The sequence below is a fragment of the Pseudoramibacter faecis genome, assembly GCF_036289405.1.
Classification (GTDB): domain Bacteria; phylum Bacillota; class Clostridia; order Eubacteriales; family Eubacteriaceae; genus Pseudoramibacter; species Pseudoramibacter faecis.
This window is the reverse complement of sequence record NZ_JAYFFI010000009.1, coordinates 1-15230: the sequence shown is the minus strand read 5'-3', so window position 1 is coordinate 15230 and position 15230 is coordinate 1. Positions and strand designations below refer to the sequence as shown.

The 15230-nt window shown below is 44.7% G+C and carries 9 protein-coding genes; 5 read left to right on the top strand and 4 right to left on the bottom strand.

The annotated features are described in order from the left end of the window. Positions 1-10: 10 nt before the first annotated feature. From ppdK to V3C63_RS07245, 4 genes are all read left to right on the top strand, one after another. Positions 11-2641: a pyruvate, phosphate dikinase gene (gene ppdK / locus V3C63_RS07260; protein WP_329887134.1), complete on the top strand. Its 2631-nt coding sequence runs from the start codon at positions 11-13 to the stop codon at positions 2639-2641. 598 nt (positions 2642-3239) lie between these two features. After that, complete coding sequence (locus V3C63_RS07255; RefSeq protein ID WP_329887133.1) at positions 3240-5060, top strand: G5 domain-containing protein; 1821 nt, start codon at positions 3240-3242, stop codon at positions 5058-5060. A 24-nt stretch (positions 5061-5084) separates the two neighbouring features. Continuing rightward, complete coding sequence (locus tag V3C63_RS07250; RefSeq protein WP_329887132.1) at positions 5085-5918, top strand: cell wall hydrolase; 834 nt, start codon at positions 5085-5087, stop codon at positions 5916-5918. A gap of 50 nt (positions 5919-5968) precedes the next feature. Continuing rightward, on the top strand, positions 5969-8068 hold the full coding sequence (locus tag V3C63_RS07245; RefSeq protein ID WP_329887131.1) for an RICIN domain-containing protein: 2100 nt from the start codon (positions 5969-5971) through the stop codon (positions 8066-8068). Positions 8069-8217: 149 nt separating this feature from the next. Here V3C63_RS07245 and V3C63_RS07240 read toward each other — a convergent pair whose 3' ends face one another. From V3C63_RS07240 to V3C63_RS07230, 3 genes are read right to left on the bottom strand one after another with little or no spacing between them, the layout of a single operon-like run. Then, the gene (locus V3C63_RS07240; protein ID WP_329887130.1) at positions 8218-8628 is read right to left on the bottom strand and encodes an amino acid-binding protein; all 411 of its coding nucleotides are present in this window, start codon (positions 8626-8628) and stop codon (positions 8218-8220) included. 14 nt (positions 8629-8642) lie between these two features. Further along, complete coding sequence (locus V3C63_RS07235; protein WP_329887129.1) at positions 8643-9944, bottom strand: phenylacetate--CoA ligase family protein; 1302 nt, start codon at positions 9942-9944, stop codon at positions 8643-8645. Positions 9945-9991: 47 nt separating this feature from the next. Beyond that, positions 9992-11671, bottom strand: a complete 1680-nt coding sequence (locus tag V3C63_RS07230; RefSeq protein ID WP_329887128.1) for a glutamine--tRNA ligase/YqeY domain fusion protein — start codon at positions 11669-11671, stop codon at positions 9992-9994. A gap of 339 nt (positions 11672-12010) precedes the next feature. On the opposite strand from V3C63_RS07230, the gene glmS reads away from it, so the two are divergent. Beyond that, positions 12011-13834 (top strand): glutamine--fructose-6-phosphate transaminase (isomerizing), encoded by a 1824-nt coding sequence (gene glmS / locus V3C63_RS07225; RefSeq protein WP_329887127.1) that lies wholly within the window; start codon positions 12011-12013, stop codon positions 13832-13834. A 110-nt stretch (positions 13835-13944) separates the two neighbouring features. Here the strand turns inward: glmS and V3C63_RS07220 are convergent, their stop codons facing one another. Then, positions 13945-14967 carry a tyrosine-type recombinase/integrase gene (locus tag V3C63_RS07220; RefSeq protein WP_329887126.1) on the bottom strand — a complete coding sequence of 341 codons (1023 nt, stop codon included), beginning with the start codon at positions 14965-14967 and terminating at the stop codon, positions 13945-13947. Positions 14968-15230 lie beyond the last annotated feature (263 nt).

Below are 15230 nucleotides of genomic sequence, written 5' to 3'. Positions count from 1 at the left end.
GAGGTTTTTTATGAACAAGTGGGTTTACCTGTTTACAGAAGGTAACGCAAATATGCGTGAGCTTCTCGGGGGAAAAGGGGCTAATCTGGCCGAAATGACCAATTTAGGTCTGCCGGTGCCTCAGGGGTTCACCATTACGACCGAAGCATGTACGCAATACTACGAAGACGGTCGCAAAATCAACGACGAAATCAAAGGCCAAATTGCCGAATATATCAGCAAGATGGAAGACATCACCGGGAAAAAATTCGGTGATAAAGAAAATCCGTTGTTGGTTTCTGTTCGTTCCGGTGCAAGAGCTTCGATGCCTGGTATGATGGATACGATTTTAAACTTAGGCCTGAACGAAGACGTTGTAAATACCATGGCTGCTAAATCGGGTAATCCGAGATGGGCATGGGACTGCTATCGCCGTTTTATTCAGATGTTCTCAGACGTCGTCATGGAAGTCGGCAAAAAATATTTTGAACAGCTGATCGGCAAAATGAAAGTAGCCAAGGGTGTGACTGAAGATGTCGATTTGAATGCGGAAGATTTGAAAGAATTGGCATCGCAATTCAAAGCCCAATATAAAAATCAGATCGGAAAAGATTTCCCGGACGATCCAAAGGAACAGCTGATCGAAGCGGTTCAGGCCGTTTTCCGCTCTTGGGACAACCCGCGTGCGAATGTTTACCGTCGTGACAACGATATTCCGTATTCATGGGGGACCGCCGTTAACGTTCAAATGATGGCCTTCGGGAATATGGGTGATACTTCCGGCTCGGGAGTTGCCTTTACCCGGGATCCGGCGACCGGTGAAAACAGCTTCTATGCGGAAGTTTTGATGAACGCTCAAGGCGAGGACGTCGTCGCTGGTGTTCGCACCCCACTGAAGATCGAATCCATCAAAGAAAATCTGCCTGAAATTTATGAAGAACTGATTGCTATTGCACGCAAGCTGGAAAACCACTATCACGATATGCAGGACATGGAATTTACCATTGAGGAAGGTAAGCTCTATATGCTGCAAACCCGCAACGGGAAACGGACCGCAAAAGCCGCATTAAAGATTGCCAACGATCTGGTCCAGGAAGGTCAAATTGACAAGAAACAGGCGATTTTGGCAGTCGATCCAAGAAATTTGGACACCTTGCTCCACGGTTCCTTTGACAAAAACGATCTCAAAAAAGCTGAACAAATTGGCAAAGGGCTTCCGGCTGCACCGGGTGCTGCTTCCGGCAAAGTGGTCTTCACGGCAGAAGATGCGAAGGAAGCAGGCGAAAACGGCGAAAAAGTCGTCTTGGTCCGTCTGGAAACCTCGCCGGAAGATATCGAAGGCATGAAAGCCGCACAGGGGATTTTGACCGCCCGCGGCGGTATGACCTCCCACGCCGCTGTCGTTGCCCGCGGGATGGGTTCCTGCTGCGTTGCCGGCTGTACGGATTTGATCATGGATGAAGAGAACAGAGCCTTTACTCTCGGCGGTCACACCTATCACGAAGGCGATGTCATTTCCTTCGACGGTTCCACCGGGAATATTTATGACGGTGCGCTTGAAGTTCAAGCTGGTTCCATTGAGGACGAAGACTTTGCCACGATCATGAGCTGGGCTGATGAATTCCGGACAATGGAAGTCAGAACCAATGCAGACACACCAGAAGATGCCAAGCAGGCCGTTGAATTAGGGGCTGAAGGGATTGGTCTTTGCCGGACAGAACATATGTTTTTCTCGGGCGACCGCATTGATGCGTTCCGTGAAATGATTTGCTCGGATACCGTTGAAGAACGGGAAGAAGCGCTCGAAAAAATTTTGCCGCTCCAACAGAACGACTTTGAGCAGCTCTTTGAAACGCTGGAAGGCCGCCCGGTAACGATTCGCTTCCTTGATCCGCCGCTGCATGAGTTTGTTCCGACAGACGAAGAAGATATTAAAAAATTGGCGGATGCTAAGGGCAAATCTGTTGCTCAAATTAAAGCGATCATTGCGAGCTTACACGAATTTAATCCGATGATGGGGCACAGGGGCTGCCGCTTGACCGTGACATATCCGGAAATCGGTGTGATGCAGACGAAGGCGATTATTCGGGCTGCGTTAAAGGTTCAGACTGCGCATCCAGGATGGACCATCGTTCCGGAAATCATGATTCCGTTGATCGGCGACGTCAAGGAAATGAAATTTGTCAAAGATATCGTCGTTAAAACGGCTGATGCCGAATTAGAAACGGCTGGTTCCAAAATGGCATACAAAGTTGGGACAATGATGGAAATTCCACGCGCCTGCTTAACCGCAGATGCTGTGGCCGATGAAGCCGAATTCTTTTGCTTTGGAACTAATGACTTAACGCAGATGACCTTTGGTTTCTCTCGAGACGACGCCGGTAAGTTCCTTGATTCCTATTACGATGCCAAAATTTACGAAAATGATCCCTTTTCCCGATTGGATCAAACCGGAGTTGGCCGTCTGATGGAAATGGCTGTCATCGACGGGCGAAAGGCTCGTCCGGAGCTTCACTGCGGAATCTGCGGTGAACACGGCGGCGATCCGATATCCGTTGAGTTCTGCAACAGCATCGGCTTGGATTATGTTTCCTGCTCGCCTTTTAGAGTGCCGATTGCAAGATTGGCGGCGGCTCAGGCAGCAATCAAGCAAGCAAAATAATCAATCATCCGCTTCACTATAACTGAAAAATAATACCAAAAAGCCTTGAGGCAAGAGATTGTCTCGAGGCTTTTTTTGATTGCCAACACTACATTGAGGAAACGAACTATGACTATGAGGCAGGCAATGAATAGTCAATTTCAATCTTTTATAGTGACACACACCCTGCTGACAAGAAGCCACACGCATGTGTTTCATCAAAATGAGCACTGCCATATCATCGTAGAAGAAACTCAATCGTGAAAACAACACACCTTTATGAATCTTGTGACGGATTTGATACATTTTTGATGCAGGATGTTTTTAAGGAATAAAATCATCATTTTTTGTAACGCATGTTCCTTTTGATTTAAAAATGATTTTCGCAATATTAAAATAAAAATAACGCATAATTCAGTGCAAAAAGAAGTAATTTTGGCTAGATGTTTAAAATAAATAATTGCTCAAAATCATATAGCTCATTGAATGTTTGTGTATCATTGACCATAAAGGAATGGCTTGATAGCATAAAGATAACAATATTTGTGATGATTTTTTACAATTTCCGATAATTTTCATTCTCAATCACAAAAAATCAGTTTTTATGAAAGGGTTTAACATGTCAACACGTATTAAAAGAGCAATTTTTCTTGTTTTGATCGTAGGTGCTGCCTTGGCTGTTACAGGGTTTGTGATTAATTCACGGCGCAATCACAACAAAAAAATTACCGTTGTATATGACGAAAATGTTGGTCAATCTGATGACACAGCCACAGAAGCTGTTACCGCAAAAGGCACGGAGACAATTCAAACCTTATTAAAGGACAATGGTTATACCATCGATAAGGATATCTATGCCTATTCCGTCAATTTAAATAAGCGGGTTTCCGATATCGCGAAGGTTACCATTACCAAAAAAGCAAAGGGGACGTTGATCGTCGGTGACCAAACACAGCATTACAGCACGGCAAAAAAAACCGTCGGCGGTATGCTTGCAGAAAAAAATATCACGGTAGGACAAAACGATATTGTAACGCCATCAAAATCTTCGGCGATGAACACCACTGTCAAGAAGGTTCAGGTGGTTCGCGTAACCAAATCGACGATGAAATCCGAGGTAACGTTGCCATATCAAACGAAGATTGTCAGCAGTGATGCGGTTCCTCAAGGAACGGTTAAAGTGTTGCAATCGGGGAATACCGGCATTCAGAACGTAAAAACGGTTGTAACCCGCCACAATGGTGTTTTAGTTTCAGAAAAAGAGAAATCCAAAGATATTGCTAAAGCGGCAACGGACATGAAGGTTCGGGTTAATCCTCGGGATTATAAAGCTGCATCGGAAGCGGTGAAAACCACCGGAACGGCCACATTACCTTCATCCACGAATAATAATTCTAAAGGAAAGACAAGCACTGTGCCTGCGTCAACCGGCGATAAAACAACGGCAACTTCGGGAAAAGAAGATACTGCTAAAATTGAAACAACCGTAACAAAGCAGACGATTCCTTTCGAGACCATTAAGGTTTATGTTGCCAATATGCAAGTCGGGCAACAAAAAGAACAGCAAGCGGGTGTCAATGGCACTAAGACCATCCAAACCAAAACGACAATCAAAGGTGGTCAGGTTATCGCCACGGAAAGTACGGTGGTCTCCGTTACGGATGCAAAACCTCAAATCATCGCCGTGGGAACGCAAACGTCAGCTTCAAACGATACGGTTAAAACAGAAAACACAACGCAGGCTTCCACCAACAATGCAGCGACAACCACCGAAAAGAATAAGGCGAACACCGTTAACAATTCATCTCAGACGTCCAATAACGGACCCAATAGTTCGGCGGCTTCAGTATCCAATAGCACATCAACCAATAATGCTGCTGCCAATGCTAATTCAACCGGTGCATCCACCAAAACGACCCCTTCGACTTCTTCAGCAACAACATCGCCGAAGAGCGCAACAACAACTGCAAACGCCATTGCTGCAAAGGCACCGGTTCAAAAGGCCGCTGTAAAAACAATATCGGCAAACGGCAGCAAGTTTAGTGCCAATGGTACAGCGGCACTTAAAAGCGGCGCTACGTCGGGGCATAAAACCGCCGGTCTGAATACCGCCGATTATAATTTAATTTGTGCGGTGGTTGCTGCAGAAGATAATACTTCTTATACTGGTGCCCTGGCCGTCGCATCCTGCATCATGAATCGCGCTGATTCTGGCAGATGGGGAGGCACCACACCAGTTGCTGTGATTACGGCAAAGGGACAATTTTCTGCCTATATTTATGGCAATTACAAAAAATATGATGGCGGCAAAGCGCCGTCTTATGTTAAATCGGCCGTATCGGACTGTATGACCTACGGCCTGCGCAATCACAACTACACATCGTTTAGAGCCGGTTCGGTCAAGGGCTCTAAAAAAATCGGAGCTAACTATTATTTCTAAATTAAAGGAGGTGGGCTTTAAGCCATGCATCATTCAATCCAAAGACGTTTAGTCTGTCTGAGCATCGCAGCCACCATGGCCATAAGCTCGATGCCGCCGGTTTTCGCCGCAGACGATGCGTCAACCCTTTCAAACCAGATTACACAAATTCAAAAGCAAGCAGATGCACAAGCAGAAAAACTCAGCAAGATCAATCACGAACTGGCAAATAATTCCAAAGAATTGGCGATTGCCCAAAGTTCTATGGGCAATCGTGTTCGCTCGATGTATATGTATGGAATGGATGGATATTTACAGTATCTTTTCTCTTCCAAAAACGTTTCGAATTTTTTTACCAATGCCGATCAAATCACCAATGTGGTTCGCGCCGATCAAGAGAAGGTCCGAAAGATTGAAACCCTGGAAGCCTCACTTAAAGCAGAGCGAAGGGAAGCCAAGGCGACCCAGGATGATCTCAACAAAAAGCTTAAGGAAGTTCAAAAGAAACTTCAGCAATATGCGTCGACGGGAAATAAAACAGAAGTTACCGATCAGATGGATTTTATCTGCGCAGTTGTTGCATCAGAATGCAATGTCAGCTATGAAGGTGCATTGGCCGTCATTTCCTGCGTTATGAATCGCGTGGATTCCGGCAAATGGGGCGGCAAGGACGCCGTTTCGGTTTTAACGGCACCAGGACAATTCGCCGGTTACCTGGATGGTCCTTACAAACGTTATTTAAATGGCCATTATCCGCCGCACGTTAAGCAAGCCGTCACTGATTGTATGACCAAGGGTATCCGTAACCACAATTATCAAAGTTTTCGTGCCGGCAGCTCCTACGGTGTTTGGAATTGCGGCGGTAATTCTTATCGGTAATTCATGGTCATAGGTCGATAAACGAAAAGAAAGGAAGGGAAACAAATCCCATGCAAAAACGAGCAATCACCAACCGAATCGCCATTGCAGTGATCACCGCCATCTTTACGCTCAGTTTGATACTGATGATGGTTCCAACGGTCATTTTCGCCGCAGAACTGAATAATGACGTGGCATTTTCGGCTAAAATCACAACCATGGACGGCATGAGGGTCGTCTCGGTCGGGCAAAATAATGTTTCGCTTAAGGCCGATGCCAATACAGCTGACCAAGTGTGGCAGTTTGTTTACAATGAAGTCAAAGGAACCTACGCGCTGACCTCAAAAGCGACCGGTCAGCTGTTAACTGTGGCTTCAGATCAAAACAATGCGTCTGTTCAGGCGGCCACAGCCAATAATACCAGCGGTCAACGCTGGAAAATCTACCTGGAAAAGAACAATACCTTCTCACTGATGCCGGCAAGTTCCACCTGCAATGTGCTGAGCGCCGCGAGTGATGGCACTGTTCAAATCAAAGCCGACCAAAACGCAACTGGTCAGTCGTTTAAAATTAAGATCTTGTCCGCTTCAGAACTAAGCAGACTGAAGACGGCGTCGACGGTTAAAGACACAGCACCAGCCGAAGCCGAGAAGGCGGCACCCTCAGAAAATACATCGACAGCAAAACCGGCAGCGACCAATAATACGTCCAACACATCGACTTCAGCCAATGCGGCTAACGCCAACGGCAGTGCGAATGCTTCAACACCGGCTGACGCGTCTGCAACGAAAGCAGCAACTACACCGACTTTGGTCAACCTGGGAACAGATTTCTGGGGTCAGATTAAAAAGAACAGTGGCAGCTATTACGTTGCAGCGGAATCGTCCGGCAACGCGGCGCTTTACGGCGGCAACAATGCCCTTGATCAATTATGGCATTTTGTGCGCAACAGTGATGGTTCTTATCGCATTACCAATGCGGCCAACAGCAAATGTTTGGATCTGGCCAACGGTAAAGATGCTAACGGCACCAATATTCAAACTTATACAAAGAATAGTTCCAACGCGCAAAAATGGTGTATTTATCGGCGCGCAGACGGCACTTATTATCTGATGCCGAAATCCTCCGCAACGCGGGTTTTGGATATTGCAAATAATAGAACATCAGGCGGCACCAATATCCGTCTTTACGGCAGCAACGACAGCGAGGCACAAAAGCTGACCATTGTAAAAGCCAACAACGCTTCAGCGGCGAATGTGAATTTGGGCAATTCATTTGTGGCAACGGTCAAGCATCTGTCTAGCGGCAAAGTGATCACTGAAAGCTCCGGCAACGCGGTAATTCAAACCAACAAATCCTACAAAGATCAGGGATGGCGGTTCACTCGCAACAGCGACGGTTCCTATCTTATTACCTCCTTGGCGGACGGGAAGGCACTTGATTTAGCCAACGGCACGGACGCTAACGGCGCCAATATCCGCGTTTATGCGAAAAATAATTCGAAGACACAGCGGTTTTATATTCGCACGCAATACAATGCGGCGACCGGATATACTTATTGTTTAATGCCGGCATCATCGTCGACTCGGGTGATGGATGTTAATGGGAATGGATCGGCTGATAATACGAATATCCAGCTTTACGCGAAGAATAATTCGAGGGCGCAGCAATTTATCATTAACAAAGCGAGTGCCGGCAGTTATTCGACCAGACGGACAGGCCGTCAGAAGGTGATTGCTATTGCGAAGAGCCAGATCGGCACCAAGGAAAGCAGCAACGGATGGACTAAATACGGCGCTTGGTACGGCAACTATATGAAGTCAAAATATGCTTTCAGCAATGCGGCCTGGTGCGCTATGTTTGTCTCTTGGTGCGGTAATCAGGCAGGTCTTTCAAGTGCCACTTTCTATTATCATGCCTATTGCCCGTCGGGCGTCAGTTGGTATCAGAACAAGAAACAATGGCATTGGAAGGGCTATACACCAAAATCCGGTGATATTGTCTACTATGATTGGAACGGCGATTCGGTGACTGATCACGTTGGCTTGGTTGCTTCCTGCAATAAGGGCACTATTACTACCGTTGAAGGCAACTATAGCGATCAGGTTAAACAGCGTACCATTAATTATAAGAGTAGCTATATCTTCGGATATGCCTCTCCCAATTATTGATCCATTGAATAACGCAACAAAAAAGATACAGTTGAAACTGTATCTTTTTTATTTGATATGCGGGATTCGTTCATCTCTTGAGATCACATGTCGCTTTGATGCCGGCGTATGGTTCATTTTTTCAATTTTCATTCAATGGATAGAATGGTTTATACGACGGCAAAGCCGCTTTCTCGGATCAAATCAAACGCCTTTTCCTGATCCGATGTGGCCATAATCAGCATATAGGGCGCATCTTTAACGGCGTAGGGATAAGCATAGTCCACATTGATGTTATTGTTCGAAAGCAAGTGGAAAATGCGGTTCATTATGCCCGGTTCATCAATGGGTTCAACGACCATAATGTCAATCATGCGAACCACTTTGCCGGCTTCCTGGAAGAGTGCCATAGCTTTATAGGGATCATCGACGATTAAGCGTAAAATCGCATATTCCGTAGAATCATAAACAAAAAGAGCGCGAATACTGATATCATTTTGAGCCAAAATGTCCGTTGCGGCCGCTAAATGGCCAACTTTATTTTCGATAAACACCGAAAGCTGTTTTTCTTTTGCTAACATCTCATACCACCTTTTTATTTTTCGTTTCGCTTGTCGATCACACGAACCGCTTTGCCTTTGGAAGCTTCCATGCTCAAAGGTTCCACCAGATGAATCACCGGGTGAATGCCTAAAACCGTGTGAAGTTGTCTCTCGACGGTGCCCAGTAATTGATCCAGCCGGGAAGCCGAATCCAACAAGGACGCATCTGTGACTTCAACATTAATGTCCATGCGATCAAGATAGCCTTTTTTACTGACAGTAATTAAATAATTGCTGCCAATACCATCAATGGATAACAAAACTTCTTCGATTTGAGACGGGAAGACATTGACGCCGCTGATAATAAGCATATCATCGGTTCGGCCGGCGATTTTCGACATCCGCATAGTAGTTCTGCCGCAAGTGCAAAGGGAGGCATCTAAACTTGTGATATCTTTTGTTCGGTACCGCAAAACCGGTGTGGCTTCGCGGAACAACGACGTCACCACAAGCTCGCCTTGTTCGCCTTCAGGCAAAACTTCGCCGGTTGCGGGATCGATGATTTCACAAATAAAATAGTCTTCGTTGATGTGCATCCCGTGATAATGCAGGCATTCACCTGCCACGCCGGGGCCGCCCAATTCGGACATCCCGTAATTTTCCGTGGCCTGCATATTCCAATTTTGATTTAATTTGGCGCGCATGGCTTCGGTTGATGGTTCACTGCCAAGTACTCCATAGCGTACTTTTAAATCTCTCCGCGGATCAATCCCCATGGACTGTGCAACTTCAGAAAGGTGCAGGGCGTAGGATGGGGTGGCAATTAGCGCCGTCGTGCCCCAGTCCTTCATGATTTTGATTTGTTTTTTAGAGTTGCCGCTGGACATGGGAATCACGCTGGCACCGATGGTCTCAAGTCCCTGATGCAATCCGAGAGCACCTGTAAAGAGACCATAGCCAAATGCAATCTGAGCCGTATCATGATAAGTCACACCGGCCATGGTCGCAATGCGGGCAATGCACTCTTTCCAGACATCCATATCGTTTTGGGTGTAACCGACAACGGTGGGATTGCCCGTTGTTCCGGAAGAAGCATGATAACGAATGATTTTTTCTTTGGGGACGGCGAATAGACCGAAAGGATAGTGATTTCTGAAATCATCTTTAGTCGTAAAAGGAATTTTTTTCAAATCGTCTAATGTTTGAATATCATCCGGTGTAATATTTGTCTCATGAAACTTTTGTTGGTAAAACGGAACGCGGTTATATGCGTAACGAATAGTTTTCTTGAGTTTTTCCAATTGAATAAGCCGAATCTCGGTTCGGTCCAATGTTTCTATTGTTGACCATATCATGATGAGTGCCTCTCTTTTCCTCTTCTTAATCCAAAAATAAAGGTCGATTACTTTTTCGGGGGGCGCCAACTGCTTTTTAAGGGAACAATCTGATTAAACACGGGTTTGCCGGGCTTTGAATATTTTGGATCAGCCGAAAAATAACCGCTGCGCACAAATTGCATTTTATCGTAGGGTTCAGCTGTGATCACCTCAGGTTCCGCCATTGCTGTAATAACTTCAAGGGATTGCGGATCAATTTTTTCCATCAGGTTATCCAAGGTGTATTTGCTATCATCCTTGAGCAATGATTTGAGCATATGCACTTCCACCGGCTGACACCGCGTCGCTGAAACCCAATGAATGGTTCCCTTGACTTTTCGCCCGGTAAAACCGGTTCCACATTTTGTTTCCGGATCATAGGTACATTTTAATTCAATCACATTGCCGTTCTCATCTTCGATAAAATCGTTACATTTAACAAAGTAAGCACCGCGCAGCCGAACTTCATTCCCGGGGAAAAGCCTGAAATACTTTTTGACGGGTTCCTTCATAAAATCGGATTGTTCAACATACAATTCACGGGTAAAAGGCATTTGATGCATTCCCATAGCTTCAACATCCTGATTGGTTTCAATGTTCAGCCATTCAACTTTGTCTTCGGGCCAATTGGTAATGATTACTTTCAGAGGATGGAGCACACAGTTGTAGCGCGGCGCTTTTAATTTTAAATCGCTGCGGATAAAATGCTCCAGCATGGCCATGTCCACGGTGGAATTCGCCTTGGCAACACCGATTTCATCACAAAAATCCTGAATGGCTTCCGGCGTGTAGCCACGGCGCCGCAAACCGGAGATGGTTGCTATTCGCGGATCATCCCACCCGTCAATAATACCTTCATCAACCAATTTTTTTATGTAACGTTTACCCATAATGGTTTTACTTAGGTTGAGTTTCGCGAATTCGATCTGACGCGGCGGTTCCTTTTGAAATTCGTCCAGATGTTCAATAAACCAGTTGTAAATTGGGCGATGGTCTTCAAACTCAAGAGTACAAAGGGAATGGGTAATCCCTTCAATGGCATCCTCTACCGGATGAGCAAAATCATACATGGGATAGACATGCCATTCTTCGCCGGAATTAGGATGCACCATGTGACGCACTCGGTAAATAATCGGATCTCGCATGTTCATGTTGGAACTGGCCATATCAATTTTGGCCCGAAGCACCTGGGCGCCCTCTTCAACGTCTCCGCGGATCATCGCATCAAATAAAGCCATATTGGTTCCCGGCGCTCTATCTCGAAAAGGGCTGGACTGACCGGCTTCTGTTAATGTGCCTCGGGTTTGACGGATTGTTTTCGAATCCTGATCGTCAACATAAGCCAAACCTTTGCGGATTAATTCCTTAGCCAATTCAAGCATTTTTTTAAAATAAGAAGATGCAAAAAAAAGATTATTCCCCCATTCAATTCCGAGCCAGGTTAAATCTTCTTTGATGGATTCGACATATTCCATGTCTTCTTTTTCCGGATTGGTATCATCAAAACGCAGGTTGAAGGTACCGCCGTATTGCTGAGCGATTTTATAATTTAACAGTGAAGATTTGGCATGACCGATGTGCAGATAACCATTGGGTTCAGGCGGAAAGCGAGTATGAACGCGGTGATCAGCGTAAACACCATTTTTAAGATCTTCATCGATATAGTTAATGATAAAGTTGCTTTTCTTTTCGTTGTTATTTTCCATTCATGACTCCTGTCAATTAATTTACTTTTAAAAAATATTTTATCATAAATTGAAGATGAAAAAAATCCCAATGCTGTTTTATCCGCTTTATTTGTGGTTTTTTCTGTTTGTGTTATAATACAGCCATTATTGAGATGATGCGATAAATATTTGGATCCACTATCGTATTTATCTTCTCAATTTGAGCGCCAGAACTCATGCCGGATCCGCATTGAATGAGTTGACGAGGTCAGGGAGTATCGAAATTTCGGCGGATGGCCTGGAATATCGATTTGAAAAAGGGGGGGGAGTGATCCCTTTCACAAAGAAATCGAAATAATCATATAGCGAGGTGTTATTATGTGTGGAATTGTTGGCTATATCGGCCATCAGCCGGCGCAAAACATTTTAATGAGCGGGTTGGCAAAATTGGAGTACCGGGGTTATGACTCGGCGGGCATCGCGGTGATCAACGATTCTCAAATTGCATTTAAAAAGAAAAAGGGGCGTTTAGCCAATTTGCAGGGGATCCTTGATGAAACACCATTGGCAGGCACTGTCGGTATCGGACATACGCGTTGGGCGACACATGGGGAACCGTCGGATATTAATGCCCACCCTCATTTGAGCCAGGACCAGAAGATTGCCGTTGTCCATAACGGTATCATCGAAAATTATATCGAATTAAAAGAAAAATTAATCCAGGCAGGACATCGCTTCTTATCGGATACGGATACGGAAGTGGTTGTGCATTTGATGCGAGAGCTCTATGATGGCGATATCATTAACGCGGTGATTCAAGCCAAAAGAAAATTGAAGGGTTCCTATTCTTTGGGTGTTTTATGTGCAGATGAACCTGACAAATTAATTGCAGTTCGCAAGGACAGCCCTTTGATTGTGGGCCTTGGAAGCGGCGAGAATTTTATCGCTTCCGATATTCCAGCCATTCTGGATCAAACCCGCGATGTTTATCTGTTGGATAATGATGAAATTGCCGTTTTAACCTGCGACTCCGTTACCGTTTTGGATCGTTATGGCGAATCGGTCGGTAAACAGGTTTTTGAAGTAACCTGGGATCCCGGCGACGCTGAAAAGGGTGGCTACGATCATTTTATGGCCAAAGAAATCAACGAACAGCCCAAGGCTTTAAAAGATACGCTGACCGGGCGTTGCTTTACGGATCGAATTATTTTGGACGATATCCATCTGACGGAATCCATGCTAAAAGAAATCGATCATGTCCAAATTGTTGCTTGTGGCACAGCCTATCACGCTGCTATGGTTGGGAAACATTACATTGAAAAGTTCGCCCGAATTCCGGTTGAAACGGAAACCGGCTCAGAATACCGTTATAAAAATCCGATTATTACCGATAAAACGCTTTTAATTGTGATTTCTCAATCAGGCGAAACTGCCGATACCATGGCAGCCATTCGATTGGCCAAAGCTGCAAAGGCGAGAATCGTTGCCATTACGAACGTGATCGGCAGTTCCGTTGCCAGAGAGGCTGACGATGTGCTCTATACCAATGCCGGACCGGAAATTGCGGTGGCTTCAACGAAGGCTTATGTTACGCAAGTGGCGTGCATACTGCTTTTTGCTATGCACCTCGGAAGATTAACGCAGCAATTGGACGACGCTTATTTTGCAAAACTGGCGAAAGATCTGCTAAACGTGCCGGGTTTAGCGACGTCCATTTTAAAGGCCCAATCAGCTTTAAAAAATCTGGCACTTGAACATTTTAAAATGGAAGATGCTTATTTCATCGGCAGAGGCTTGGATTATGATACCTGTCTCGAAGGCAGTCTTAAAATGAAAGAAGTCTCGTACATTCATTCAGAAGCCTATTCGGCCGGTGAATTGAAACATGGACCGATCGCACTGATTGAAAATGGTTCGGTTGTGATCGCCGTTTGTACGCAAGATAACGTATTCGAAAAAATGTTGTCCAACATCAAAGAAGTAAAGGCAAGAGGCGCCCACGTTATTGCCATTGCCCAAGATAAACATCAAGAAATCAACTCGGAGGTCGATGAGGCTTTCTTCATCCCCGACGAATGTGAGGAACTGACACCGATAACAGCTGTGATTTATCTGCAGATTTTAGCTTATTATTTGGCTGTCGCTCGGGGATGTGACGTTGATAAGCCCAAAAATCTCGCTAAAAGTGTCACTGTCGAATAAAGAGTCATCAGATTTGAATAAGAAATAATGACCATTATAAAAATAAACGTTTGGATCAAAAAATGATTCAAGCGTTTGTTTTTTATCGTTTGCCAAAAAATTAAGAAAATTTATTTTGGCGAAAACTCAGCTAAGGGATTTTTATACAGGGCGGCACGCACATCATCATCTTCAATATGTGTATATATTTCGGTCGTTGAGACATTTTCGTGTCCCAATACTTTTTGCAATGTTCGAATATCTACCTGCCCATATTTATACATGAGCGTGGCGGCCGTGTGCCGCAATTTGTGAACGGTAATTTTGTTGGCGTCTAATCCAGTCTTTAAAAGATATTTATGGACCATTCTTTCCACCGTGCGATTGGAGATCCCTCTCCCGCGACTGCTCAAAAAAAGATGATCATCTACTTTAACGACCTTGTCACTTTGAGCTTCTATTCTTTCAATCTGTTGTTTGCGAATGGGATAGTAAGCTTCCAGTGCATTGACACAGGCATCGTTTAAAATCACATCTCGTTCTTTATTGCCCTTGCCGACAATGTGCAGCGTTTCATCCTGAATATCTTTCAGCCGAAGGTTGGTCAATTCTGATAAACGCATCCCGCAGTTTAAAAAGAGAGTAACGATAGCTAAATCCCTTTCTTTATTCCGACCGTCAATGGCATTAAGCAGACTCATGGCTTCATCCAGTGTTAGGTAAATAGGATCCCGCTGTTTAATTTTAGGGACCTCCAAATTTTGAGTTGGATCGCTCATATCCAATTGTAAAACGACGATTAAATAATGATATAACGCACGAATGGCAGCCGTTTTTCTTTTTCGCGTTGTGTTGCCGTTGCCTCGCTTAGCCGAAGTATAGCCTAAAAAGGCATAAATATCTGCCAGTTGTACCGCTGAGAGTAGGGAAAAGTCGATGGGGGAGATATCAATGGCTTCAAAGGGGCTGTCGTGATTGACCTGGCCGAATCGCCGCCGTAAAAATCTAAAAAATTGAATGAGATCATTTTGATAAGAACGAATTGTATTTAATGAATAACCCTTAGCGGAGATTAAATAATCAGCCAGATCCGTTAAAATTGCATTTTGACGTTTGGATGGTATTTTGGGAGCATTTGTTTTATTTTCAGGCAACAATTTGGTTCCTCCTTGATATTTATATAATAGATTATACGCAATAATGGTTAAAAAACATCTGTTTTTTTCCTTCTCTTAAATAAAAAAGGTAGATTGTAAGATCAACTTGAACAACTGAATAAAAAGAAGATCCATAGAGATCCCTTTTGGCAGAATTAAGCTGCTGCACAAAAAACACCGAAAGGAGAAACCCATGGATCACTATGATTCTCCCATTGTTACACCCTGTCGCGAAAGAGGACAGCACCTGAAATTTGAAG